Annotated in this window: 25 protein-coding genes; 11 read left to right on the forward strand and 14 right to left on the reverse strand. The window is 64.8% G+C overall.

Annotated elements, in window-relative coordinates:
- Positions 1-373: 373 nt before the first annotated feature.
- The gene (locus F6X61_RS11160; RefSeq protein ID WP_153786695.1) at positions 374-634 is read right to left on the reverse strand and encodes a DUF3077 domain-containing protein; all 261 of its coding nucleotides are present in this window, start codon (positions 632-634) and stop codon (positions 374-376) included.
- 804 nt (positions 635-1,438) lie between these two features.
- On the opposite strand from F6X61_RS11160, the gene F6X61_RS27570 reads away from it, so the two are divergent.
- A complete protein-coding gene (locus F6X61_RS27570) occupies positions 1,439-2,323 on the forward strand; it encodes an RHS repeat-associated core domain-containing protein (protein ID WP_371923689.1) in 885 nt (294 codons plus the stop codon).
- Positions 2,324-2,444: 121 nt separating this feature from the next.
- On the opposite strand, the gene F6X61_RS11170 is transcribed toward F6X61_RS27570, so the two are convergent.
- The 6 genes from F6X61_RS11170 to F6X61_RS11195 form a co-directional block, all read right to left on the reverse strand.
- Positions 2,445-3,884: an efflux transporter outer membrane subunit gene (locus F6X61_RS11170; RefSeq protein ID WP_153786697.1), complete on the reverse strand. Its 1,440-nt coding sequence runs from the start codon at positions 3,882-3,884 to the stop codon at positions 2,445-2,447.
- Complete coding sequence (locus F6X61_RS11175) at positions 3,881-4,756, reverse strand: HlyD family secretion protein (RefSeq protein ID WP_110992052.1); 876 nt, start codon at positions 4,754-4,756, stop codon at positions 3,881-3,883. Before F6X61_RS11175 ends, F6X61_RS11170 begins: the two co-directional genes overlap by 4 nt.
- Complete coding sequence (locus F6X61_RS11180; protein WP_028635562.1) at positions 4,753-4,965, reverse strand: DUF1656 domain-containing protein; 213 nt, start codon at positions 4,963-4,965, stop codon at positions 4,753-4,755. The genes F6X61_RS11175 and F6X61_RS11180 overlap by 4 nt, the downstream gene beginning before the upstream one ends.
- Positions 4,962-7,049, reverse strand: coding sequence for an FUSC family protein (locus F6X61_RS11185; RefSeq protein WP_153786698.1), 2,088 nt, complete (start codon positions 7,047-7,049; stop codon positions 4,962-4,964). The genes F6X61_RS11180 and F6X61_RS11185 overlap by 4 nt, the downstream gene beginning before the upstream one ends.
- The gene (locus tag F6X61_RS11190) at positions 7,046-7,483 is read right to left on the reverse strand and encodes a MarR family winged helix-turn-helix transcriptional regulator (RefSeq protein WP_153786699.1); all 438 of its coding nucleotides are present in this window, start codon (positions 7,481-7,483) and stop codon (positions 7,046-7,048) included. Before F6X61_RS11190 ends, F6X61_RS11185 begins: the two co-directional genes overlap by 4 nt.
- 127 nt (positions 7,484-7,610) lie before the next feature.
- A complete protein-coding gene (locus F6X61_RS11195; RefSeq protein WP_153786700.1) occupies positions 7,611-8,522 on the reverse strand; it encodes a LysR substrate-binding domain-containing protein in 912 nt (303 codons plus the stop codon).
- Between the two features lie 130 nt (positions 8,523-8,652).
- On the opposite strand from F6X61_RS11195, the gene ycaC reads away from it, so the two are divergent.
- The 4 genes from ycaC (at position 8,653) to F6X61_RS11215 (ending at position 12,916) form a co-directional block, all read left to right on the forward strand.
- The gene (gene ycaC, locus F6X61_RS11200) at positions 8,653-9,282 is read left to right on the forward strand and encodes an isochorismate family cysteine hydrolase YcaC (protein ID WP_110992047.1); all 630 of its coding nucleotides are present in this window, start codon (positions 8,653-8,655) and stop codon (positions 9,280-9,282) included.
- A gap of 79 nt (positions 9,283-9,361) precedes the next feature.
- Positions 9,362-9,922: an antibiotic biosynthesis monooxygenase gene (locus F6X61_RS11205; RefSeq protein WP_153786701.1), complete on the forward strand. Its 561-nt coding sequence runs from the start codon at positions 9,362-9,364 to the stop codon at positions 9,920-9,922.
- Between the two features lie 42 nt (positions 9,923-9,964).
- Entirely contained in the window at positions 9,965-10,783 is an 819-nt protein-coding gene (locus F6X61_RS11210; protein ID WP_153786702.1) for an alpha/beta fold hydrolase, read from the forward strand.
- A gap of 291 nt (positions 10,784-11,074) precedes the next feature.
- Positions 11,075-12,916: an amidohydrolase gene (locus tag F6X61_RS11215; protein WP_178125808.1), complete on the forward strand. Its 1,842-nt coding sequence runs from the start codon at positions 11,075-11,077 to the stop codon at positions 12,914-12,916.
- A 143-nt stretch (positions 12,917-13,059) separates the two neighbouring features.
- Here the strand turns inward: F6X61_RS11215 and F6X61_RS11220 are convergent, their stop codons facing one another.
- Positions 13,060-13,872 (reverse strand): tetratricopeptide repeat protein, encoded by an 813-nt coding sequence (locus F6X61_RS11220; protein ID WP_153786704.1) that lies wholly within the window; start codon positions 13,870-13,872, stop codon positions 13,060-13,062.
- A gap of 205 nt (positions 13,873-14,077) precedes the next feature.
- Between F6X61_RS11220 and F6X61_RS11225 the strand changes: the two genes are divergently transcribed.
- Complete coding sequence (locus F6X61_RS11225) at positions 14,078-14,635, forward strand: WYL domain-containing protein (RefSeq protein ID WP_153786705.1); 558 nt, start codon at positions 14,078-14,080, stop codon at positions 14,633-14,635.
- Positions 14,636-14,735: 100 nt separating this feature from the next.
- Here F6X61_RS11225 and F6X61_RS11230 read toward each other — a convergent pair whose 3' ends face one another.
- From F6X61_RS11230 to F6X61_RS11245, 4 genes are read right to left on the reverse strand one after another with little or no spacing between them, the layout of a single operon-like run.
- Complete coding sequence (locus tag F6X61_RS11230) at positions 14,736-15,599, reverse strand: ABC transporter permease (RefSeq protein ID WP_153786706.1); 864 nt, start codon at positions 15,597-15,599, stop codon at positions 14,736-14,738.
- Between the two features lie 13 nt (positions 15,600-15,612).
- Entirely contained in the window at positions 15,613-16,476 is an 864-nt protein-coding gene (locus F6X61_RS11235; RefSeq protein ID WP_153786707.1) for an ABC transporter ATP-binding protein, read from the reverse strand.
- Between the two features lie 6 nt (positions 16,477-16,482).
- Positions 16,483-17,502, reverse strand: a complete 1,020-nt coding sequence (locus F6X61_RS11240) for an ABC transporter substrate-binding protein (RefSeq protein ID WP_153786708.1) — start codon at positions 17,500-17,502, stop codon at positions 16,483-16,485.
- Positions 17,503-17,520: 18 nt separating this feature from the next.
- Entirely contained in the window at positions 17,521-18,420 is a 900-nt protein-coding gene (locus F6X61_RS11245) for a TauD/TfdA family dioxygenase (protein WP_153786709.1), read from the reverse strand.
- A 268-nt stretch (positions 18,421-18,688) separates the two neighbouring features.
- Here F6X61_RS11245 and F6X61_RS11250 point away from each other — a divergent pair, with 268 nt between their 5' ends.
- Positions 18,689-19,030, forward strand: coding sequence for a tryptophan synthase subunit beta (locus F6X61_RS11250; protein ID WP_110992037.1), 342 nt, complete (start codon positions 18,689-18,691; stop codon positions 19,028-19,030).
- Between the two features lie 30 nt (positions 19,031-19,060).
- Here the strand turns inward: F6X61_RS11250 and lapD are convergent, their stop codons facing one another.
- Together lapD and lapG are read right to left on the reverse strand one after the other, a co-directional pair.
- Entirely contained in the window at positions 19,061-21,007 is a 1,947-nt protein-coding gene (gene lapD / locus F6X61_RS11255) for a cyclic di-GMP receptor LapD (protein ID WP_153786710.1), read from the reverse strand.
- A 10-nt stretch (positions 21,008-21,017) separates the two neighbouring features.
- Positions 21,018-21,710, reverse strand: coding sequence for a cysteine protease LapG (gene lapG / locus F6X61_RS11260; RefSeq protein WP_153786711.1), 693 nt, complete (start codon positions 21,708-21,710; stop codon positions 21,018-21,020).
- Between the two features lie 276 nt (positions 21,711-21,986).
- On the opposite strand from lapG, the gene F6X61_RS11265 reads away from it, so the two are divergent.
- From F6X61_RS11265 to F6X61_RS11280, 4 genes are all read left to right on the forward strand, one after another.
- Positions 21,987-22,679: a GntR family transcriptional regulator gene (locus F6X61_RS11265; protein WP_153786712.1), complete on the forward strand. Its 693-nt coding sequence runs from the start codon at positions 21,987-21,989 to the stop codon at positions 22,677-22,679.
- Between the two features lie 33 nt (positions 22,680-22,712).
- Entirely contained in the window at positions 22,713-23,285 is a 573-nt protein-coding gene (locus tag F6X61_RS11270; RefSeq protein ID WP_153786713.1) for a hypothetical protein, read from the forward strand.
- A gap of 588 nt (positions 23,286-23,873) precedes the next feature.
- The gene (locus tag F6X61_RS11275) at positions 23,874-24,650 is read left to right on the forward strand and encodes a DUF3050 domain-containing protein (protein WP_153786714.1); all 777 of its coding nucleotides are present in this window, start codon (positions 23,874-23,876) and stop codon (positions 24,648-24,650) included.
- Positions 24,647-25,576, forward strand: a complete 930-nt coding sequence (locus F6X61_RS11280) for a diiron oxygenase (protein WP_153786715.1) — start codon at positions 24,647-24,649, stop codon at positions 25,574-25,576. Before F6X61_RS11275 ends, F6X61_RS11280 begins: the two co-directional genes overlap by 4 nt.
- The last annotated feature ends 10 nt before the right edge of the window (positions 25,577-25,586 follow it).

Consider the following 25,586-nt stretch of genomic DNA (forward strand, 5'->3'; position numbering starts at 1 on the left):
ATGAGATCGAGCGCCGCCCGCGCGGCGCATCGCTGGCAAGCCAGCTCCCACATCTGTTTCGGGCCAGTCACTCCTGTGGTTTCATCACTGTCCGCCTTGTTGGTACGACGCGGTTTCAGCGTGGGCGTTCCCGCCGCTCCACATGACTCAAGACATGCACCAAGGCAGGCGCCGGTACTTTCACAGGATTCATTGGCCCGAAACAAACTGTGGGAGCTGGCTTGCCAGCGATGCGCCGCGCGGGCGGCGCTCGGTCTCATAGGCGCCACAAGAGCTGTGGCAAGCACCTGCATGCCCTGATGCAATCAACAACCAGGCACCCACACCAGGCAGGTTTCGCGGCCCTAGGTGGTGCAGGTTTTCAGGTCGTCGCTCATGGGCGTGGCTCCTGGGCGCCGTCGCAACGGGCCATCGTGTGTTCGATCAGGGCACGCGCCATATCGGCGGCGTAGGCGGCGTTGCTCAGCATGTGCAGGCCAAGGTCGCCGGCGTGCAGCCGGCAGTGTTCGTCCAGGGTTTCGCTCACGCCGCGCAGTAGCTGGCTGGCGTGGGCCAGGGCGTCGGGGGTGGGCAAGTCGGTTTGGAGGGTGAAACAGGGGATGAAGCGCGGTGGGTCGGGGACGCGTTTTTTCATTGCGGACATTCCTATTGAGAGTTCAGGAACTGCCCTCCGCCTCGTCTCACTGAATTGGGTGGCAGCCGTACGCGGGGTGAGACCCGGGACAATAGGAAAACCCGAACAGGCCGAAGCCTGCCCGCGTACAGCTGCCATAAAGCGGCGCTTATTGTTCCCGGGGGTCTCAATTCCCGATCGCCCGAAAGCGACCCTGGGACGTTATTCCTGAGGGATTCCACCGACAACATCGAAACTTCCGCAAGCCGCGTAGGATACGTCCCAAGCCATGCGGAACCGTAGGATTTGGTTTCATTTTCGGAAATGTCGCACGGCTTTCTGGCCATTCCTCGCGCTGGACCGCATCAAGGCCACCAGGTGTTCGCCGAAAGCCTTGCAGCGCCTATCAGATCGAGCGCCACGCGGGCGGCGCTCGGTCTGATAAGCGCTGCAAGGGCTGTGGCAGGCACCTGCATGCCCTGATACAACCATAAGCCAGGCATCTATCCCCTCGTGGGAGCGGGCTTGCCCCGCGATTGGCCAGGCCTGAAAACCACGCAACATGGCACTGGCTACGCCAGTGATCGCGGGGCAAGTCGCACCGCCAATCCCACGCAGCCTACCTACATCAGTTACTTGAAGATTGCCGCAGGGACTTGCCCTCGAAGACCTGCGCAGCACTTCAGCATTGATGAGCACCTGACAATTTTGCCAGTTGTCGCCCCACAGAAACTTATCCACAGTCAGGCCAATACCGCCCTCTTCGGGAACAACCACGCCATGGCCACTCGACTCTTTTACCAAGGCAAAAAGCTTCACTCGTTGATGAACGGTGACACCACATCATCGCTGCTGCACATAGCGGGTATCGCGCATGCCGAACGCAAGGCTACGCCTCTGGGAACCGACACATTACTGTTGGCCACGAACGAGCCAGGCTCCGTTGTGCAAACCTGCGCAAGCAGCGGCCCAGCCCAGCCATTGAGTTACTCCGCTTATGGCGCTACTCCGGCGGACCTGACCATGGCACAAACATTGATGTTCAACGCCGAACGGTATGAGTCAGTGAGCGCATGTTATGCACTGGGAAACGGTCATCGCTTATTCAGCCCAACGCTCATGCGCTTCTACTCATTCGACACATCCAGCCCTTTTGATAAGGGAGGGATCAACGGCTATGCCTATTGCGTCGGGGACCCGGTGAACTTGATTGACCCCAACGGCAGGGCAGGACGAAGACCTCTAAAGGCGCTGAACCAAGTGCAACGGCCTAAGATTGCCCGCAGAGCTGAACGGCGGGATCAAGCGCGCGCAAGAAAGAGGGAGCGGTTAATGCAATTAGCGGCAAGCAACCGTAGTGATGCACGAGATACTAGAGCGGAACTTTTGGAGCACCTAAGGGCGACTCAAACAGTTGAGGACACGGCTCTAGCCTCGGCGCCCCCCCCAGTGGGACATCAGCTGAATACCAGCGCCGCAAGACTGCCAGTAGAAGTTCAAGAGCTTCAGAGGGAATTTTTGCACCTACGATCCCGAGCTAACAAACTTCAACGTAAGGCCATCGCGCTTCAAGAAAACGTGAATCCTCGCTACACAAGTTCGGCCCAGACTCTGGCACCCGAGGGCAATCCCCCGCGCAGGGATGCTGATGACGGAATAATTGCTAACACTGCAGTGGCTCATACGGTGGTAGAAATACGTCGTACCTGAACAGATTAAAGCTCGAGGCCGTGCGGGCGGCGCTCGATTTCACAGACGCCGCCAGGGTTGTGGCGCGCACCTGCATGCCCTGATACAACCATAAGCCAGGCATCTATCCTGCCTACCTACATCAGTTGGTTGAGGTTTTATCCAGAGGCTTGGCACTACCCTTCCACCCCCCACCCAACGCCAGAAACACCCCAATCTGCCCCATCGCCACCTGGCTGTTCGCCGCCGCCAGCTGCGCCCGCACATCGGTATAGGTCCGCGTCGCCTGCAAGTCAGCCAGGAACGACTCACGCCCCACCTGATAACGCAGATGCGTCTGATCCGCCGACTCCTTCGCCGAACGCTCAGCCTCGGCCAGCGCATCACGCCGGTCGAGCAAGGCGCTGTACTGCGCCAACCGCGTCTGGGTCTCTCGAATGGCGTTCAGCACCACGCCATCGAACTGCGCCAATGCCGCCTGAGTCGAAGCTTCCGCCATGCGAATACGCGCACGGGTGCCATTGGTGGGGATGTTCCAGCTGATCTGCGGCCCAAAGCCCCAACGGTTGGTGGAAGGCTCACCGAGGTTTTCGAGAATGCCGATGGTCCCCACCTGTGCGCCAATGCTGATATCCGGATAAAGCGCGCCAGTGGCCACGCCGATATTCGCGGTCGCAGCCGCCAACATGCGCTCGGCCTGGCGCACATCGGGTCGGCGTTTGAGCAAGGCGGCGCCATCACCCACCGGGATCAGCTGCGCAAGATGCGGCAGCTCGGCGCAATCGGCGGTGCCCGCCGGCAACTGCTCGACCGGTTTGGCCAGCAGCGCAGCCAAGGTGTACAGGCCAGTTTCACGCTCGGCCTTGAAGCGCGGCAGTTCAGCGCGCAGCGACTTGAACTGGGTTTGCGAGCGGGTGACCTGGGTCTCGTCGCCGCGGCCAGCGTCGCGCAAGCGCTGTGTCAGTTGCACGCCCTGCTGCTGCAGGTCCAGCGACTCTCGCGCAATGTGGTACTCCTCGTTGGCCGAACACACCTGGGTGTAGGCCTTGACCACATCGGCCACCAAGGTGATGCGCGCAGTATCGGCAGCGGCCTGCACCGCATCGGCGTTGGCCTTGGCGGCCTCGGTGCCGCGCTTGAAAGTGCCCCACAAGTCGAACTGGTAGCTGACGCTCACCAGCGCCTCGCCAATGTTGGCCACCGGCACTTTCTCCGGCAGCAGGAAGGCCTCGCCGGACTCCTGCAAGCGCTGGGCACCGGCCTTGATGCCGCCATTGAAACCGCCCTGGGACTCGGCCACTTCCACCTGGGCACGGGCCTTGGCGATGTTGGCGGCGGCCACGCGCAGTTCGGTGTTGGCGCTCAAGGCCTGGCGCACCAGTTCGTTGAGGCGTTGATCCTGGTACAGCTGCCACCAGTCCTCGGGCACCGGTGCCGACACCACGCTGTCGGCATCCTGGCGCAACGGGCCGTTCAGGTCGCTGCGCTGCACGGCGGCGTCCTTGGGCTCTTCGTAGTTGGGGCCGACCATCATGCAAGCGCCGAGGGACAGGCTAAGCCCCACCAGGATCAGCTGTTTCATGGGCGCTGGCCCTCGATGATCGACACCGTGGCGGTGCGCCCGGCGATCATGCGAAAGTCCGCCGGCACCTCGTCGAAGGTGATGCGCACCGGGATCCGCTGGGCCAGCCGCACCCAGCTGAACGCTGGGTTGACGTTGGGCAGCAGGTTGGCGCCGCTGCTGCGGTCACGGTCTTCGATGCCGGCGGACAGGCTTTCGACACGGCCGCGCAGGCGGGTGTTATCGCCCATCACGCGGATGTCCACGGCATCGCCGATATGGATGCCACCGAGCTTGGTCTCTTCGAAATAGCCATCGACGTGGTACGAGGCGCTGTCGACCACCGACAGCACCGGGCGGCCGGCGCTGACGAACTCGTGGGCGCGCGGGGCGCGGTCGTTGAGGTAACCGTCCACCGGGCTGCGCACCACCGAACGGTCGAGGTTGAGCTGGGCCAGGTCCACCTGCACCTGGGCCTGATTGACCGCCGAGCGGGCGCGGGCCTCACGCGACTGGCTCTCTTCCAGCTGCTCGGCCGCCACCAGGTTGCCCAGCTTGCGGTTGCGCTGCGCCTCGCGGGATGCCTGGGCCAGGGTTTCCTGGCGCTCGGCCAGGGTCGCCTTGGCCTGGCGCAGGGCCAGGCTGAAGCGGTCCTGGTCGATGGTGAACAGCACGTCGCCGCGCTTGATGGTCTGGTTGTCGCGCACCTCGACCTTTTGGATCAGCCCGGACACATCCGGAGCGATCTGGATCACGTCGGCACGGATGTGCCCGTCGCGGGTCCAGGGGGCGAACATGTAGTACACCACCATCTGCCACACGAGCACGGCGGCGAAGGTCACTACCAGCAAGGTCAGGACCACGCGGCCCAGGGTCAGCAAAGGTTTTTTCATGGCAGCATCAGGCTTCGGCAAAAGTGGTCGACCGCGCCCAGCAGCACGGCATACAGGGCAACGTTGAACAGCGCTCGGTGCCAGACCAGGCGGTAGAAATGCACGCGCACCAGCACCGCGTGCACCCCCAGGAACAACAGGTAGGTCGCAAACATCATCACCAGCAGCGTGGGCAGGAACACCCCGCTGATATCCAGTTCACCGATCACAGGGGCGCTCCATCGAGCCCGGGGGGCAGTTGCGTTTGTTCAGTGGGTTCGAGCATCACCTCCACCCCCGGCAACAGCGCCAGGCGCAGGCCGCTCAGGGCGTGCAGCAGGTGGGTGCGGGCATCGCCGCGCTCGTACAGTTCGTCCAGGTTCAGCGCCAGGCGCGCCCGCTCCATGTTGCGCAGCAGCGCCGCCGGGGCATGCAGGCGTTCGCCGGCGCGCAGGCAGGCGGCGTAGTGGCCGCCGACGTCTTCGATCACCGTCTGCAGGCGCTCGCGGGCCTGGCTGCCAGCGCGCGGCAGGTAGGCCAAAAGGTCGAGCAGGTTCAGCCCCACGCGCAGGTCGCGCAGCGCCACGCCGCTGTCCTGGCCGGTTTGCGACAGACGCGGCAGGTGCTGCATCAGGCGGTCGAGCATCTGCACGCCGACCTGGCGGTGCTCGGCGAGAGTAGCCGGCGCGGTCATCTCGACGATGTCGCGCCAGGCGAAGCGGGTCATGCGCTTGGCCGCCAGCTCCACGCCGAACGGGCGCACCACGATGGTCCAGAGGAAGGCGAACAGCAGACCCACCGGCCCCGCCAGGTTGGCGTTGAGGAAGGTGAAGAAGTCAGCATCGTAGGCGCCCTGGATGCTGATGAAGGTCGAAGTGTTGACGATGGTCAGCAAGGTGCCCAGGTAGAAACGCGGCTGCACGGTGAGGGTGCCGACGCAGATGAACGGCACGGCAAAGGCCAGCACCAGCATGGCGAAGTCATGCAGGTTGGGCAGTACCAGGAACAGGTACAGGCTGGAGAAGATCACCGACATCAAGGTCCAGAAGAAGAACCGGTAGATCTGCGGCGCGGGGTCGTCCATGGCGGCGAAGAAGCTGCACGACACGGCGGCGAGGATCACCGCGCTGGCGCCGTCGTTCCAGCCCAGGCCGATCCACAGGCCGCAGGCGACGACGATGGCGGTGACGGTGGAGAACACCGAATAAAGCATCAGCCCACGGTCGAAGAACGGCGTCAGCCGGCCTAGCCGCCAGTGCCGATACACCGCGCGCCACGGCTTGGCGTCGTCAGTGCGCAGGGCGTGCTGCAGGGTGCAGCAGTCCTGCCACAGGTCGGCCCATTCGGTCAGGCGGTAGAGGGCGTTGGACAACAGCAGCTCGGCGCGCTGGTCGAGGGCGGCGGCGCCGGGTTGCAGGCGGTCGATCTGCTCGTGCAGGGCGGTCCAGCGTGCCACCGCGGCGCTGTCGGCGGTGCCCTTGAGCCATTCGCGGGCGGCCGCCAGCACCGGCTGCAGCTGGGCGAACTGCGCCGGGGCACGGCCTTCGAGGGCGATCAGGGCGTCGTCGAGGGCGTCGATCACCGGCAGCAGGTGGATCATCCGCCCGCGCAGTTCGCGGGCGTTCTTCAAGGTGTGCGGGCCGGCGCCTTCGTGGCCGAGCTGGCCGATCATCAGCTCCAGCGAGTTGAAGGTGGCGACCATCGCCCCGCGCATGCCGCCGACCTTGTCGGCACTGGCTTCGCGGGCCAGGTAGGTATCGCTGTATCGGATCGCCTCGCTGAACCAGCTGCCGGTCGCGCCCACCACCACCGGCGCCAGCCGGCGCGGCCAGAACACCGCGCCGACCACCGCCGCGCAGACGATGCCCAGGCAGATTTCCTGGGCCCGGGACGAGGCCACGTCGAACACCGCCAGGGGGTTGTCGACTACGGCCAGGGCAATCATCGGCATGGTGTAGCCGGCCAGCATCAGCACGTAGTTGTTGGCGGTGCGCAGGTTCAGCGAGAGGAACAGCAGGGTGCCGGTCCACAGCGCGACGGCAATGCTCAGCAGTAACGGCGACTGCACCAGCAGCGGCACGAAGAAGATCGCCGCACCCGCGCCCAGCAGTGTGCCGAGTGCACGGTACAGCGCCTTGGAGGTGGTGGGGCCGAGGAACGGGCTGGAGACGATGTACACCGTGGCCATCGCCCAGTACGGGCGCGGCAACTGCATCAGCAGGGCGATGTACAGGGCGATCATGGACGCGGCGAAGGTGCGCACGCCGTAGAACCAGTCGCGGGCCGGGGGCACCGAGCTGAAGAAACCGTTCATGGGGTCAGGCCCGCGTCTTCGAACACCCGGATCACCCGCAGGGTGGCTTCCAGGTCGGCCTGGTCGATGCCCTGCAGCAACTCGCGGCGCAGGCGCACCAGTTCGCCTTCGATGGACTCGGCCAGGGCGCGGCCTGTGGCGGTCAGGCTCAAGGCCTTGGCGCGGCGGTCCAGCGGGTCCTCGCTGCGCTGCACCAGGCCCGCCTTGCACAGCTGGTCGAGCAGGCGCACCAGCGACGGGCTCTCAAGGCCGGCGGCCTGGGCCACCGCCACCTGGTGCACGCCGTCGCCCAGGCGCACGATCATCAGCAACGGCACGGCGCAGGCTTCGGAGATGCCATAGCCGGTCAGGGCGCCCTGGCACAGGCGACGCCAATGCCGGGCGGCCACGACCATGCCGCTGCTGATTTTCATGTGCAGTGCGTCAAGTGACATAGGAGGAACCGAGGATATTCATAGTTTGCTAACTATCAATATACGCCCTGCCCTCCCCCTGCCGTCAACCGGGCCTGACGGCAGGCGAAGATGAAAAGTTGTTCATCCTCGCGGCAAACCCGCGCCGTCAGGCCATGTCGCTGGTGGCGAATTCCTCGGCCAGGTGGTCGATCAACGCGCGCACCGACGGCAGCAAGCCGCGCCGTGACGGGAAGATCGCATGGACGATGCCGCAGCGCGGGTGCCATTGCGGCAGCAACTCCACCAGCCTGCCCGCCGCCAGGTCCTCACGCACCGACACCCGTGGCAGGTGGGCGATGCCCACTCCGGCCACCACGAAATGGCGCAGGGCAAACAAGTCGTCGCTGACCATGCGCGGCCTGTGCGGGATGACCAGGCTGTGCTGCTGGTCCTCGCCCTGGAACAGCTCCCACTGGTATTCGCGCTGGGCGCCGCCCCAGTGCAGGCTGGGCAGCGTACCGAGTAGCTGCGGGTCGAAGCCCGCCGGCAGTTGCTCGAGGAACGCGGGGTGCCCGACCAGGCACTGGGTGCTGTTGCTCAGCACCTTCATCACCATGTCGGTGTTCTCCAGCGGCGGGAAGCGCACCCGCAGCGCCAGGTCGAAGCCTTCGTGCAGCAAGTCGACGCGGCGGTTGGTGCTCTCGATGAACAGTTCTACCTGCGGGTACTTGAGCATGTAGCGGGTGAGCATCGGCCCCACCCAGGAATTGAGCAGGGTGGTCGGGCAGCTGATGCGCACCAGCCCGCGCGGCTCGCTGCGGTTGCGCTCGATGATTTCGGCGGCGCCCTCGGCCTCCACGCGCATGGCCAGGCAACGGTTGTAGTAGGCCTGGCCGATCTCGGTCAGCGAACAGTGCCTGCTGGTGCGGTGCAGCAGGCGCACGCCCAGGCGCTCCTCCAGGTCGGCGATGCGCCGGCTGAGCTTGGACTTGGGCATGTCCAGCGCCCGCCCGGCCGGGGCGAAGCCGCCGTGCTCCACCACCTGGGTGAAGTAGTACAGGGAGTTGAGGTCTTCCATTGATCGTTCACCAAATAGAACGCTAGAGGCAATTTTTGCATTCTACCGCGCCAAAGGTGATGAATCTAATCTTTGCACATCAACGCGAAACACCCCACCCAGTGAACGACACACCCTAAGGAGCACGACCATGGCTAACTTCAAATACAACCGCCTGAACAAAGACGACGCCGCCGTACTGCTGGTGGATCACCAGGCTGGCCTGCTGTCGCTGGTGCGCGACATCGAGCCGGACCGCTTCAAGAACAACGTGCTGGCCCTGGCAGACCTGGCCAAGTACTTCAACCTGCCGACTATCCTCACCACCAGCTTCGAGCAAGGCCCCAACGGCCCGCTGGTACCGGAACTCAAGGCCCTGTTCCCCGACGCCCCGTACATCGCCCGCCCTGGCCAGATCAACGCCTGGGACAACGAAGACTTCGTCAAGGCAGTCAAAGCCACCGGCAAGAAGCAACTGATCATCGCCGGCGTGGTGACCGAGGTATGCGTGGCATTCCCGGCGCTGGCGGCCCTGGAAGAAGAGTTCGAAGTGTTCGTGGTGACCGACGCCTCCGGCACCTTCAACGAAATGACCCGCGACGCCGCTCACGACCGCATGAGCCAGGCCGGCGCGCAACTGATGACCTGGTTCGGCGTGGCCTGTGAGCTGCACCGCGACTGGCGCAACGACGTCGAAGGCCTGGCCGCGCTGTTCAGCAACCACATCCCCGACTACCGCAACCTGATGACCAGCTACAACACCCTGACCGCCGGCAAGTAACCCGCCAGCCGCCTGGCGCCGTCGTGGCGCCAGGCGGCGCAGCACACCCCGTCAACGCAGCTCACGCCAGGGACCGCCGATGAACACACCACACAACCGCAACGTCGTCACGCTGGTGATTCAGCACAAGGTCCGCGCCCAGGCGCTGGCGCCCTACGAGGCTTGGCTCAAGCATGCGGTGAGCACCGCGCGCCAGCAGCCCGGCCACCTGGACGTCAACGTGATCCGCCCGGACGACGGTGGTCGGCAGTTCACCACCATCGTGCGGTTCGCCGACGCCGGCCTGCTGCAGGCCTGGGTCAATTCGGCCGAGCGCCAGGCGCTGGTCAGCGAAGTGCTGCCACTGCTTGAAGAGGGCGACCAGACCCAGGTGCATGACGACCCGGAGTTCTGGTTCACCCCGCCCAGCACCCGCGCCGCACCACCGCCGCGCTGGAAGCAGGCCGTGCTGACCTACCTGGTGATCTGCCCCATGACCCTGCTGATCCCGCAACTGCTGGCGCCGCTGTTCGCCCGCTACCCGCTGCTGGGGGGCCCGATCAGCGGCAACCTGATCACCAACCTGTTCGTCATCCTGCCCGTGGTGTTCTACATCATGCCCTGGGTGACCCGCCGCTGCGCCGCCTGGCTGCGTGGCTGAAAGCTTTCTCACTGCCTCACTCGAATTTCAGGAGATACCGACATGAGCACACTCGTTACCCGCGATGGCACCTCGATCCACTACAAGGACTGGGGCAGTGGCAAACCCGTCCTGTTCAGCCACGGCTGGCCGCTGGACGCCGACATGTGGGATTCGCAGATGGAGTACCTGGCCAGCCGCGGCTACCGCACCATCGCGTTCGACCGCCGTGGTTTCGGGCGTTCCAGCCAGCCTTGGAGCGGGTACGACTACGACACCTTCGCCGATGACATCGCCCAGCTGATCGAACACCTCGACCTGCGCGAGGTGACCCTGGTGGGCTTCTCCATGGGCGGTGGCGACGTCAGCCGCTACATCGCCAGGCACGGCAGCGAGCGCGTTGCCGGCCTGGTGTTGCTGGGTGCGGTAACGCCGGTGTTCGGCAAGCGCGACGACAACCCGGACGGCGTCGACCGTGCGGTATTCGACGGCATCAAGGCCGGCCTGCGGGCAGACCGGGCGCAGTTCATCGCCGACTTCGCCGCGCCCTTCTATGGCATCAACCATGGCCAGCAGGTGTCCCAGGGCGTGCAGACCCAAACCCTGAACATTGCATTGCTGGCGTCGATCAAAGGCACCTTGGACTGCGTGACCGCTTTCTCCGAAACCGATTTCCGTCCGGACATGGCCAAGATCGATGTGCCGACCCTGGTCATCCACGGTGACGACGACCAGATCGTGCCGTTCGAGAGCACTGGCAGGAAAGCTGCAGAGCTGATCCGCGGTGCCGAGCTGAAGGTGTACGAAGGAGCGCCGCATGGCTTTGCCGTGACCCATGCACAGCAGCTCAATGAAGACCTGCTGGCCTTCCTCAATCGCTGACAGCATCGCGGGGCAAGCCCGCTCCCACAAAGCACTTGCTCACTGCGTGGGAGCGGCGGTGCGCCGATGCGACTTGCCCCGCGATAGGCCAGGCCAGGCAACACAAATCCCCCTGGTTGCTAACCTTCACCCGCCTGCCGCCGCCCGATGGAGAACACCATGTCCCAGGACCCGAACGACAAGAGCCGCCGCCAGTTCCTCGCCACCAGCAGCGTGCTCGGCGCCGCCGGCGCACTGTGGTCGGCCCTGCCCTTCAGCGGCTACGCCACTGCATCCACCCAAGGAGGCTCCATGACCGCCGATCTCATCCTGTTCAACGGCAAACTGCACACCGTCGACCGTGAAAACCCCACTGCCAGCGCCGTCGCCATCAAGGACGGCAAGTTCATCGCGGTGGGCAACGATGCCCAGGCCATGGCCCACAAAGGCGCCACCACGCAGATCATCGACCTCAAACAGCGCACGGTGATCCCAGGGCTCAATGACTCGCACCTGCACCTGATCCGCGGCGGCCTCAACTACAACCTTGAACTGCGCTGGGAAGGTGTGCCCTCGGTGGCCGACGCCCTGCGCATGCTCAAGGACCAGGCCGCCCGCACGCCGACCCCGCAGTGGGTACGGGTGGTCGGCGGCTGGAACGAATTCCAGTTCGCCGAAAAGCGCATGCCCACCCTGGAAGAGATCAACCAGGCCGCCCCCGACACCCCGGTGTTCCTGCTGCACCTGTACGACCGTGCGCTGCTCAACCGCGCCGCGCTCAAGGCGGTGGGCTACAGCAAGGACACGCCCAACCCGCCGGGTGGCGAGATCCAGCGCGACAAGTTCGGCAACCCGACCGGCATGCTCATCGCCCGTCCCAACGCGATGATCCTCTACGCCACCCTGGCCAAGGGGCCGAAGCTGCCGCTGGAGTACCAGGTCAACTCGACCCGCCAGTTCATGCGTGAGCTAAACCGCCTGGGCCTGACCAGCGCCATCGATGCCGGCGGCGGCTACCAGAACTTCCCGGACGACTACTCGGTCATCCAGGAACTGGCCGACAACAACCAGCTCACCGTGCGCATCGCCTACAACCTGTTCACCCAGAAGCCCAAGGAAGAGCTGGACGATTTCAAGAAGTGGACCGCCAGCGTCAAGCTGCACAGCGGCACCGACTTCCTGCGCCACAACGGCGCCGGCGAGATGCTGGTGTTCTCCGCCGCCGACTTCGAGGACTTCCTCGAACCGCGCCCGGACCTGCCGCAGACCATGGAGCAGGAGCTGGAACCGGTGGTGCGCCACCTGGTGGAACAACGCTGGCCGTTCCGCCTGCACGCCACCTACAACGAATCGATCACACGCATGCTCGACGTGTTCGAGAAGGTCAACCGCGACATCCCGTTCAATGGCCTGCCGTGGTTCTTCGACCATGCCGAGACCATCACCCCAGAGAACATCGAGCGTGTGCGGGCGCTGGGCGGCGGCATCGCCATCCAGGACCGCATGGCCTTCCAGGGCGAGTATTTCGTCGACCGCTACGGCGCCAAGGCGGCCGAGCAGACCCCACCGATCCAGCGCATGCTCGACATGGGCGTGCCGGTGGGTGCCGGTACCGACGCCACCCGCGTGTCCAGCTACAACCCGTGGACCTCGCTGTACTGGCTGGTCAGCGCCAAGACCGTGGGCGGCATGGCGCTGTACCCCGAAGGCCTGAGCCGCGACACCGCGCTGCAGCTGTTCACCCAGGGCAGCGCCTGGTTCTCCAGCGAGCAGGGCAAGAAAGGCCAGATCAAGGTGGGCCAGCTGGCGGACCTGGCGGCGTTGTCGCTGGATTTCTTCAGCGTCGATGAAGAGGCCATCAAGGGCATCGAGTCGGTGCTGACGGTGGTCGATGGCAAGGTGGTGTACGGCGCTGCCGAGTTCGACAAGCTGGGCCCGCCACAGGTACCGGTGCTGCCCGAGTGGTCGCCCGTGGCCAAGGTGCCGGGGCACTGGCGCGTGGGTACGCCATCGCTGGCGGCCGCCGTGCACCAGTGTTCAGGGCCATGCGGTGTGCATGCACACAGCCATGAACAGGCGCGCCACTCCAAGGTGCCGGTCAGCGACTTCCAGGGGTTCTGGGGGGCATTGGGTTGTTCGTGCTTTGCGTTCTGAGGTGACGCAAGCCTGGGTTGCGATTTTGGGCCGCCCTGCGGCCATTTCGCCGGCAAGCCGGCTCCCACAGGTACAGCGCATGTCTCAAGTTTGATGCGATTCCTGTGGGAGCTGGCTTGCCAGCGATGGGCTACCCCCGTGCCTCAACGCTGAACCTGGTCCTCCAGTTTCATGGTCAGCGCCAGGGTGCTGCCCAGCTGGATCGCCTGGTCACGCCAGCCCAGGTAACGCGCCGTGTCGCGGCTGCTGAAATGCACCGCCAGTTCCTCGGCGGCCTGCATCACCCCGGTGGCCGCTGCCAGCTCCAGCCAGTACAGCGCAGCCCGGGTGTCCGCTGCCACGTAGAGCCCATGCAGCAGGCGATAACCCACCTCGAAACGGCAGCGCGTTTCGCCGCGTTGTGCCCCGCGCAGGAACCACTGGTAAGCCTCGAGCGGGTCCACCCGCCATGGCGGGACACCGTCGCACACCTCTTCCTCGTACAGGTCGCCCAGCGCCGCCGCGGCATGCAGCATGCCGCGCTCGAAGGCATGGCGGTAATACTCGGCGGCGTTGGCATACGACACCTCCACGCCCTTGCCGAAATAATGCTGCTGCCCAAGGTTGAACCAGGCAACGGCATTGCCCTGCAAGGCCGCCATGCGCAGCAGATGCCCGGCCAGCGCGGTATCGCCGCGCCAATACTTGCCGTTGAGCCAGATCCAGCCCAGGTCGTTGAGCGCCGCCACGTTGCCGAGCAACGCCTGGCTGCACAGGTCGGCGTACACCGCCTGCAGGTCGGTGGCTTCATCCAGCCGGTCGATCAGGCCGAAGCGTTCACCGCCCTGCACCGCCTGGCTCGGCATGCCGACCCCGACGAACAACCGCTGGCGCTGGCCCGGCAATACCGGTACCGGCGCGATGCGCTCGGGCAGCAGCCGCGCGAGCAGCGAATGGATATTGCTGGCAGCAGACATGTTCATCCTCATTGAACGGCACACAGCTCCAGGCATTGCTGGGATGGGGCGTGATTCTGCGCGACGTCACGACAAAACCTGTCGCGAACGATCCAGGGCCAGGCAACCAATTGTCTGTTCCTTGATCTGAGCAGGCTGTGGCCAATTGCCATGACCTGCCCGTGCCGCCATTCTATGGCGGCAAGCCTAGACAAGGACGTTTCCTTTGCCGTTCGCCACCACCCGCGCCACCCTTAGCCGCCAATGGGCCCTTCTGCGCCAGTTGCCCAGCCGCTCCCCCGGGACCACCAGTGCAGAACTGGTGTGGCGCCTGCGTGACGTGGGCTTCAACGTCAGCAAGCGCACCGTCGAGCGCGACCTCAACGAGCTGTCGCTGATCTTCCCGCTGGAACGCAACGACAAGAGCATCCCGTTCGGCTGGCACTGGTCGGCCAATGCCGGCAGCGAGCTGCGCGGCAATTTCGATCTGCAGGGGTATTTGCGCGGCGATGCGCTGCAACCGGCCCAGGATGAGGGTGTGGAGCTGCAGGCGTGGGTCAGCGACCTGCTGGCGCGCCAGTTGCGTGAGTCGCCGCTGACCGGGGATATGCAGCTGACGGCGCTGGAGCAGGGGCACCGGCTAAGGGCAACGGTGATCGATGGCTGGCCGTTGCGCTGGTGGCTGCTGAGTCAGGGGGAAGGGTTGGTAGTGGAAGCGCCGCTGGCGTTGCGTGAGGAAATTGGTCGGACCCTGGCCAATGCGGCGGCGCAGTACCAGGTGTAGTGGCCTGTAGCGGCCCTATCGCGGGGCAAGCCCGCTCCCACAAGGCCTATGCGATACCTGTGGGAGCGGGCTTGCCCCGCGAAAGGCCGGCACAGAAGGACTACCGCTGCATACCCCACCGCCGCACGGTCAGCCGCTCCAGGGTATTGAACACCAGCCCTTCCACCAGCAACCCGATCAGGATTACCACGGCCAACCCGGCAAACACCTTGTCGGTGTACAACTCGTTGCGGTTCTGGAAGATGTACCAGCCCAACCCACCCTTGCCACTGCTGGCACCGAATACCAGTTCGGCGGCGATCAAGGTGCGCCAGGCAAAGGCCCAGCCGATCTTCAGCCCCGACAAAATCGACGGCAGCGCCGCCGGCACCAGGATATGCAGCACCAGGCGCAAGCCGCGCAGGCCGTAGTTGCGCCCGGCCATGCGCAGGGTTTCGGACACGCCGAGAAAGCCCGCGTAAGTGTTCAGTGCCAGCGCCCACAGCACCGAATGCACCAGCACGAAGATCAGGCTGTTGTCGCCCAGCCCGAACCACAGCAGCGCCAGCGGCAGCAGGGCGATGGCCGGCAGCGGGTTGAACATCGAGGTCAGGGTGCCCAGCAAGTCGCGCCCCAGTTGGGTCGACACCGCCAGGCTGGTCAGGCCGAAGGCCAGGACAATCCCCAGCACGTAACCCTTGAGCAGCACCACCAGCGACACGCCGACCTTGGCGAATATTTCGCCGCTGAGCAGCCCCTCCCCTAACGCCATAGCCGTCTGCACAAAGCTCGGCAGCAGCAGGTCGTTGTCGGTGAAGCGCGCCACCAGCTCCCACAACCCTGCCAGCAGCACCAGGATCATCGCCTTGCGCAGCCAGCCTTGCTGCCACAGGCGCTGGGCCAGCGGCAGATCACGTTCCAGCGGCACCCCGGGCAGGGGCTGCAACTGCACTTCGTATTCCTGGCGAACAGCTGTCGAAGTCATGCCAAGGCTCCTGTCAGTAGGCGATGCGAATGTCGTTGAAGCCAAGGTCACTGGCCTGAACCGGCGCCTCGTCCTGGTCGAACAGCAAGCGGTGGATGCGCCGGGCACTGGCCTGGAAGTCGCTGCCGCCCAGGCTGCCGAGGTCGTACTGGTGGCTGTGCACTTCAGCCCGCACCCGGCCCGGGTGCGGCGACAGCAGCAGGATGCGGTTGCCCACCACCAGCGCTTCTTCGATGGAGTGGGTGACGAACAGCAAGGTGAAGCGCACTTCCTCCCACAGCAGCAGCAACTCTTCCTGCATCTTGCGGCGGGTCAGGGCATCGAGCGCGGCAAAGGGCTCGTCCATCAGCAGGATCTTCGGCTGGGTCGCCAGCGCCCGGGCGATCGCCACGCGGGCCTTCATGCCGCCGGACAGGGTATGCGGGTAGGCATCGGCGAACGCCGCCAGGCCGACCTTTTCCAGGTAGTGCAAGGCGCGCTCCTCGGCCTCGGCGCGCTTGAGCTGGCCGGACACCAGCAGCGGGAACATCACGTTCTGCTTCACCGTCTTCCACGGCGGCAACTGGTCGAACTCCTGGAACACCACGATACGGTCCGGACCAGGGCCGCGTACCGGCTGGCCTTGCAGCAGGATCTGCCCTTCACGGGGCTCGATGAACCCGGCCACGGCCTTGAGCAAGGTGGACTTGCCACAGCCGGACGGGCCGAGCAGCACGAAGCGGTCGGCGCGGTCGACTTCGAAGCTGACCTGGTGGGTGGCCCGCACCACGCGCTGGGCGGTGCGGTATTCGAGGCTCAGGTTGTCCACCGCCAGCAGCGGTGGGGTGGCGACACGGCTCAGGTTGCTGGCCGTGTGGCCTGGCAATGGGGCGGTCATGGTCGGTCAGCTCCCCTGCAGCGGGCGTTCATCCTGGAAGAAGTAGTCCTTCCACGACGCGGGTTTGTTCTTGATCGCGCCGACGCGGTAGAGGAAGTCGGCCAGCTTGTAGGTGTTCTTCGGGGTGACGGTGAATTCGTACTGCGGGTTGTCGATCAGCTTGATCAGCGCGTCACGGTCGATCTTGGCCTTGGTCACGCGGATATAGGTGTCGGCGGCGGCCGCCTTGTCCTTCTGGGCGTAGTCGGCAGCTTCGGCCAGGGCATCGACGAAGGCCTTGTAGGTCTTGGGGTTGTCCTTACGGAATTTCTCGGTGGCGAACAGCAGGGTCGGCGAGTTGGGGCCGAGCAGGTCATAGCTGTTGAGCACCACGTGCACGTTCTTGTTGGCCAGCACCTGGTCCTGGAACGGCGGGTTGGAGAAGTGCCCGTTGAGCTCGGTACCGCCGGCCAGCAGCGCGGCGGTGGCGTCCGGGTGCGGCACGGCCAGGGTGTACTTGTCGAGGCGGTTGTATTCCTTGTCGCCCCACTGCTGGGCGGCAGCGTATTGCAGGAAGCGCGATTGCACCGAGACACCCACCGCCGGTACGGCGATACGGTCCTTGTCGCCGATGTCGGCGATGGTCTTCACGTTGGGGTTGCTGCTGACCAGGTAGTACGGGAAGTTGCCCAGCGAGGCCACGGCCTTGACGTTCTGCCGGCCGCGGGTTCGGTCCCACACGGTGAGCAGCGGGCCGACGCCGGCGCCAGCGATATCCACCGAGCCGGACAGCAAGGCGTCGTTGATCGCCGCGCCGCCCGAAAGCTGGGCCCAATCGACGGCGATGTCGATGCCCTGCTCCTTGCCGTGCTTTTCGATCAGTTGCTGGTCACGTACCACGTTGAGCAGCAGGTAGACGATGCCGAACTGCTCGGCGATGCGGATCTTGCCCTCGGCGTGGGCCACGGTCGGCGCCGCGAGGCTGCCAACGACCAGGCTGGCGCCCAGGCCGATGCTTGCCGCCAGGCGGCTGATGGATGTGCGCATGATGATGTTCCTCAGTCGTCAGTACGGGGCATCGCCCTGGATGGTGGTGCGGTACAGCTTGCGCCGCAGGTGCGCGGGGCAGCCGGTGGCCAGGTGGATCAGCGAGCGGTTGTCCCAGAACACCAGGTCATGGGGCTGCCACTGATGGCGGTAGATGTTCTGTTCGAGCACGCTCAGGGCATACAGCTGCTGCAGCACGTCGCGGCTTTCGTCATCGGGCAGGCCGACGATGCGGGTGGTGAAGCCTTCGCTGACGAACAGCGCCTGGCGCCCGTTCTCCGGGTGGGTACGCACCACCGGGTGGATGACTTCCTGCACCTGGGCCAACTGCTCGGCGCTGAGGGTCGGCCGCCAGTTGCCTTCGAACTTGGTCTCGGCATAACGCGCGGTGTAGGAGTGGGCAGCGTCACGGCCCTTGATGACCTTGCGCAGGGCATCGGGCACGGCGTCCCAGGCCTTGTGCATGTCGGCGAACAGGGTGTCGCCGCCCTCGCTGGGCAGCTCCTGGGCATGCAGCATCGAACCCAGGCTCGGCAGCTCTTTGTACGACAGGTCCGAATGCCAGAACTTGCCGGCATCGCCCAGGCCGATGTTGGCACCGTCCTCGACGATGTTGGACACGATCAGGATCTCGGGGTGGCCGGCCAGCAGGAACTGTTTGAGCACATGGATCTGCAGCTCGCCGAAGCGGCGGCTGAAGGCGATCTGTTGCTCGGGGGTGATGCGCTGGTCGCGGAACACCAGTACGTGGTGGTCCAGGTGGGCGCGATGAATTCGGTTGAAATCCGCAGCGTTGACCGGTCGGGTCAGATCGAGGCCGACGATCTCGGCGCCGACGGCACCTGTGAACGGGCGGATTTCGAAGGTTTGCGGCAAGGCGCTGTCGATGGTCGACAAGGCGTTCGAGGCGGCTGGCATTGTTCACTCCCACGCAAGTGCGCGACTTCCAAGGCGCGCAACGATCAGAAACGCACGGGGATTGCCCGTGTGGGTTCGAGTCGTGCGGCGCGCCGATTGGTCGGCAGGTACGCAGTGGCAGTGACTATAAAGTCATAAGAAAAATAATTTAAATACCTTAAATGCATATGCATATGAGGCTGTGCCGTGGCTGAGGGCCGACACGCCCGGCGAACTTTGCCTATGCTGCTGGCTACCCAAAGGAATCTTGATGACGAGGGACGACGCCATGTTCTACGTGCAACGCGACGCCGACGGCCAGTTGCTGCGGGTAGAAGCAGCCCCCTATCACGGCTACACGGAAATGCTCTCGGCCGACCAGGCGGAAGTCCAGGCATGGCTCGCCGAGGACGCCGTCGAGAACAGCCTGCAGCAGCTCAAGCAGAGCGACCTGGACATGATCCGGGTACTGGAGGACCTGATCGAGGTGCTGACCGCCAAGGGCGTGTTCAGCATCACCGACCTGCCCCCAGGCGCCCAGGCCAAGCTGCTGAGCCGCTCCAGCGCGCGCAAGGCCCTGGGCGGCCTGAACAACCTGATCGAGGAGGATGAACACGGCGGGCTGATCTGAGGATGGCCAGCGCCATGCCCGGCGCTGGGCTCAACGCCAGGGCGCCGGCGGCCCCACCCGCTGCCCCTGAATGCCCTGCACGCCCATCTCGCACAGCACTTTCAACTCCCCCTGGGTTTCCACCCGTTCGGCGATCAGTGGCAGGTCGATGCTGTGCGCCGCCCGTTGGATGGCCTCGATGAACAGCCGCTTGTGCTGCTCGTGGTCGATGTTGCGAATGTAACCACCGTCGACCTTGAGATACGCCAGGCCCAGGTTGGCCAGGTTGCCGATCATGCTGAAGCGCCCGCCGAAACGTTGCAGGGCCAGGCGGAAACCCAGGCTGTGCAGGCGCCGGGTGAACTGCTCCAGTACGGCCTGTTCGGGCAACTGCTCTTCGCCGATTTCGAAGGTCAGCCGCGGCCCCAGCGCGCGGTGCTGGCCCAACTGCGCGTAGACGCGCTGCAAGGCCTGGGCATCGGCCAGGGTCGCGCCTGACAGGTTCAGCGCCAGTGAAGCGTGGTGCCGCGGCAGATGCTTGAGTACCCGCTCCAGCATCAGCGCATCGAGCCGCGCCATCCAGCCGAAGCGCTCCAGCCAGGGCAGGAAACTGCCGGCGGCCAACGGCTCGCCCTGGCCGTCCTGCAGCCGTGAAGTCACCTTGAAATGCAGTATCCGTTGCGGTGCCTGGCAGTCCACCACCGGCTGGAAGTACAGCTCGAACTGCCCTTTGCTCAGGGCCTGGTCCAGGCGGCTGTGCCAGGCTTGCTGGCTGCCGAGGGCCTGGGCTGCCGGCCCCTGTTCCAGGCATACCCAGCTCGGCGTGGCTTGACTCTCGGCCCGGGCAAGGGCCTCGTCGGCCTGCGTCAGCAAGGCCTGTGGCTCATCACCCGGATCAAAGCTGACCAGGCCGATGCAGGCCACCGGGGCAACATCGCTGGCACCGGTCTCGTGCAGGCTCTGCAGGCTGGCTTCCAGGGCCTGGGCCAGCTCGATCGCCTCGTCATGCACCAGGCCCGGCGCCAGCACGGCGAATTCGCCCCCGCGGCTGCGGGCGATCAGGTCATGGGTTTGCGGGTAGCGGGCACAGGCACGACGCAGCTGCTCAGCCACCGCCTGCAGCAACTGATCGCTGCGCTGGCCACCCAGGCGGGCGTTGAGGCCGGCGAGGTCCTGCACGCGCAACAGCAGCAGGTAACCGGCGCGGGCCTCCTCCAGGTTGCTGACCTGGGCGCTGAGCTGCATCTCGAAGTATTGGCGGTTGGCCAGGCCCGTGAGGCTGTCCTGGTAGGCCTCGTTGCGCAACTGCTCGCTGCGCTCGGCCTGCTCGCGGAACAAGGCTTCGAGCTTTTCGACCATCTGGTTCATCGCCTGCACCACCCGGCGCAGCTCGGGCGTGCGCGGCAGCTCTGGCAGGCTGAGGAATTCGCGCCGGGCAATGGCGTGGGACTGCGCCACCATGTAATCCAGCGGCCGCAACTGGCGACGCAGCAACAGCGCGCCAAGCACCGCGCTCAGCACGCCGCACAGCAACAGCCAGCCCAGGCTGCCCAGGGCGCTCTGCCAGAGCTTGGCCAGGGCGAACATTGGATGGCTGATCACCTCGACCCGAGCAGCCTGCTGCCAGCCCCGGCTGACGATTGCATCGCCACCGGCCGGCTCCAGGTTGGCCAGCCGGATGAACCAGGCCGGTACACCTGCGCTGTCGGGTACGGCGTGGCGCTCGACCAGCACGGCGTTGGAGCCCTGCTCGATGACCTTGATGCTGGCGTAATAACCGCTGTCGAAAATCGAGCTGACCATCAGCTCGACCATTGCCGGGTCGTCGATGTTCGGCGTCAGCGCCAGCGCCAAGGCGGTCGCGGCATCCTGGGCGTGGGCACGCAGCTGGTTGATGTACTGGCTGCGCGAACTCTCCAGGCTGACCATGAAACTGCCGCTGAAGGCGACCACCAGGAGCAGGCAAATGGCAAGCAGCAATTGTTTGAACAATGACATCTGTGCTCCTTCAATAAACCGGCTCGGCCGGGAACCCTTCGGCCTGCATTTTCTTCAGCAACCCCTGCCAGCGCGACAGGCGCTTGGTATCGCCGACCTTCTTGTTGCCGCCCGCCCCCGTCAGCCACAAGCCCTCGCCGTTGAAAGCGTACACCGGCAACAGGTCAGTACGCTGGCTGGCCGGCTTGATCGCGTTCATCAGGCTGTCAAGCACCAGTGGCTGGGCCTGTGGGCTTGAATAATAGGTCAGGACCATGTGTGCCCGGTTCTGGCTCAGGGCCTTGACGTAGGTGATGCGCAGTTTGTCGGCGGGAATGCCCAGGCGCCGCAGGCTGAAGTACTTGGCGACGGCGTAGTCCTCGCAGTCGCCGGCGCCCTTGATCAGCGACTGGACCGGCGTGGCCCAATAGTCCACTTCGCGCCACAGGTCGATATCCTCGACATAGCGCAGCTGCGTGTTGAAGAACAGGTTGACCGCCTGCAACCGCTCCAGCTCGCTGCCCTGCTGGTGGGTCGCCAGCAGGCGCTGCCAGGCATCGATGCGCCCCTGGCCTGCGCCAAGGGGGCCGTAGAGGGCCTGGGCACGGCTGCTGATCTGCGCGAAGTCCCAGTCCGCCTGCGAAGCGCCCAGCAACAGGCAGGCCAGCAGTGCGGCAGCACCGATTCGGCGTACAGTCCTTGTAATGACCCAAGGTATCGCCACTGCGAACACCCGTTCAGAATCAGTTGGAAGCCGCGATGGTGCGGGCAGGCATGGCAAAAGACAATGGCAGGTTATGGCCCGTTTGCCAGCCGTCGGCTAACCCGCTTCGTACAACTTGCGGCCTTTTCGCCGACTTCCCAAGGCCGGCGACTTGCTTCACGATAGCCGCATTCCTTCACCGGCTGCAGGCCTCGCCAAGCAAGCGGTTTGACAAGACCCCCGTTCCCTCACTAGGGTTATTGGATCCAATCTTCATGTTGCCGAGGCAAACCCCGCGTGGCTGAGAAAAGCAAACTCCTGAGCACCGTACTGGGCAGCGAGCAAGTCCCGGCGCACCTGGCCCGCAGTGTGATCGAAGAACGCCTGCGCAGCGCCATCCTCGATGGGCGCCTGCCCCCAGGCACCGCCTTGCGCCAACAGGAACTGGCCTCGTTGTTCGGCGTCAGCCGCATGCCGGTACGCGAAGCCTTGCGCCAGCTCGAAGCGCAATCGCTGCTGCAAGTGGTGATGCACAAGGGCGCTGTGGTCGCACCGCTGATCGGCGAGGACGCCGTGGACACCTACGCCTTGCGCGTACTCCTGGAGACCGAGGCCCTGCGCCAGTCGATCCCGTTGCTCGACGCCGATGACATTGCCCAGGCCCGGGGTTACATCCAGCAGCTGGAAAACGAAACCCGCCACGCCGAGATCGGCCGCCTCAACCGGCTGTTCCACATGACGCTCTACAGCAAGGCGGGGAACCAGAAGCTGCTGCGCCTGATTGAAATCGAGCTCAACGAAGAAGAACGCTTCCTGCGTTTCCACCTGTCCTCCATGGGGCTCGGCAAGCTCACCCAGGACGATCACATCGCCCTGACCGATGCCGCCAGCGACAAGCTGGTGGACGAAGCGGTCAAGCTGCTCGAAGCGCACCTGAACAATGCCTCCCGGACCATCAGGAAGTACCTCGACAGGCAAACTGCCGGCTGATACTGCGGCAGTTGTCCGGCAAGAGGAACGCCCGTGCACGAGCACACCCCACAGGCAAGAGCTCCCGCGCAGCTACCCGGCATTCGCCTGATCTGCCTGGCCAGCAAGCGCCAGCAGCTGATCCAGTACCGCACCTGGTCCCGTGCCTTGAGCGACCCCATCGAACTGGTCGCCGTCGACATCAGCGCCACTGCGCACGCCGATGGGCCCTACGCTCCACAGTCCCTCCCTATGCTCGCCCGCACCCTGGCCAGCCGGCTGCAACCCTTCCTGGCTCACCCCCACGCCCTGTTTGCCCAGGATGAAGCCACACACCTGGCGCTGGCCCTGGCCTACCTGGCACAGCGCAGCAACCCAGGGCAAACCCGTCGCTTGTTTGTATCCAGCTGTGACAGCCCTGAAGCCACCGAGGGAGTCCAAACCGAGCACCTGCAGGTGCCGGTGACCGCGTTCTATCCCCCCGACACGCTAGCCGCCATGCTTGGCTGGCAGCGCCTTGCCCACCGGGAGCTCGAGCTTGTCGAGCTGCCGGCCCAAAGTTGGCCAGGCGACCAACGCCTGATCAACATCCTCAATGCCCACCTTGGGCTTCTCTGTTTCGCCTGACACCACCTGTTTTCACGCCCGTTATCTCGGCACCTGCAACGCCCGGTCCTTCGCAGACCATGGCGGCGCCAGCCTTTTGAGCACACTCTACACACTGCAGCGGCCGTTGATCTTCAAGCGGACCTGGCCGCCCGCAGCCACTTCCACCCGCAGAAGGAGCCTGCCACCGGGGCCAGGGCCGCAGCACGATCAGCCGCCCCTTAACAGTTCAACGTCTTCAACACCCATTCATCAGTGCTCCGAGTGAAGCATTCACTCCTTGTTTGTTTTTCTGATAGTTAATTATCGGAAGGAGCACTTATTGCCAAATTAAAACTTCCGAATAAGTTTTAACGCACCCACTCAACTTGTAAATTCTCAAACTTTAAAATAATTAAAAAAACAATTGCAGCAAACTTTGTCATTGTTTTAAGTTCTGTCTCGCCCCGAGCAAAAGCGCGGAGGCAACCGTGAACAGCAGCCCGCAACAACCCATGCGGCCTGGGCTTATTGATCTGCAGCGAAACTTTGTTCGGGGCACTTGCTCGCCCTGAATATAGTGAGCGCCGACAACTTGCCACACTTAAACCTACAACCAATGGAGCCTCCATGAGCACATTGAAGCGCACACTCGACCAAAAAAAATATGTACTTTCCCAGCACCCGCTGTTTTCTGAGATCGACTCGCTGGCGACCTTGCGACGCTTCATGGAAACCCATGTATTCGCGGTATGGGACTTCATGTCGCTGACCAAGCGCCTGCAGCAGGAACTGACCTGCGTCAGCCTGCCCTGGCTGCCCCCTGCCGACCCGGCCGCCGCACGGCTGATCAACGAGATCGTGCTCGGCGAGGAGTCGGACGACCGCCTCGACCACGGCCATTACAGCCATTTCGAGCTGTACCTGGACGCCATGCGCGAGGTCGGCGCCAACACCCAGGCCATCGAGCGCTTCATCAGCCTGCAGCAGCAAGGCGTCGATGCGCTCAGCGCCCTGGTGCGTTGCGAAGCCAGCGACGCCGCGCAGCGTTTCGTGCGCGATACCCTCGAAGTGGCCCTGCATGCGCCTGCCCACCGTGTGGCCGCGTCCTTCCTGCATGGCCGGGAAAGCGTCATCCCGACCATGTTCCAGCAGATCCTCGACGAGTGGGGCATTGGCAACGAACAGGCCCCGACCTTCCGTTACTACCTGCAGCGCCACATCGAAGTCGACTCCGAGGACCACGGCCCCGCCGCCGAGCAGTTGCTGGCCCGCCTGGTCGAGCACGACCCGGTGCGCCAGGAAGAGGTCTATGCCGCCGCCATCGCCGCCGTGGAAAGCCGCATGGCCCTGTGGGATCGCCTGCGCGCCGCGCTGCAGGCACCGGTCGCCGAGGTCAGCCCATGAACGCCGTGGACTACCGCTCCTTCGCCGATGCCTGGGAGGCGCGCGCGACTATCCGCACCCGGCCCCGGCGCCAGGTGGAGGACGACCAGCGCCTGATCTACCCCCTGAGCCGCCAGCCGCTGGTGCTGGGTGCCGCCTTCCAGCGCGAATGCCCGCAGTTGCGCGATTTCGTGCTGGTGCAGAGCCTCTACAAGTTCATCAACGACGTGGTGATCTTCGAGACCGAGATCGTCGACCGCACCGCCCGGCGCATCGCCAAGGATCGCTTCGCCGTGCGCTTCCCGTTCGCCTGCCGCTACGACGCGATGACCGTGGTGGTCGACGAGGACTACCACGCCCTGGTGGCCATGGACTTCCTGCAGCAGACCATCGCCCTGACCGGCATCGCGCCGCTCGCCCTGCCCCAGGAAATCGAGCTCAGCCGGGCCATCCCGGCGGCCCTGGAGCAGGTGCCCGAAGCGTTGCGCGACGCGCTTGAGCTGGTGTGCGTGGGCATCGCCGAGAACACCCTGACCGACGATGTCGCGGCGTTCGCCCGGGATGATTCGGTCAAGCCATCGGTCAAGGGGCTGATGGCCGACCACCTGCTCGACGAAGGCCGCCATTCGAGCTTCTGGGCTCGCCTCACACGGATCTACTGGCAGGCCGCGCCAGAGGCCGACCGGCAAGCGATCGCCAAGGTACTGCCGGTGTTCCTCGGCCAGTACCTGACCAACGACATCCAGCAGGCCTTCGACTTCGCCCTGATCGCCGCGCTGCCGGTGGACGAGGCGGTGCGCGAAGCCCTGCGCGAGGAGGCTCGGGGCCTGGCCTACCCGATCAACCACCAGCACCCGCTGCTGGGCAACATCCTGCGTTTCCTGCGCAGCAGCTCGATGCTCGAGTCGGCCTGCGTGCAGGACGCGCTGCGCGACTACTTGCCCTGAGGACCCGATC

Source organism: Pseudomonas sp. EMN2, from assembly GCF_009650555.1.
Taxonomy (GTDB): Bacteria; Pseudomonadota; Gammaproteobacteria; order Pseudomonadales; family Pseudomonadaceae; genus Aquipseudomonas; species Aquipseudomonas sichuanensis.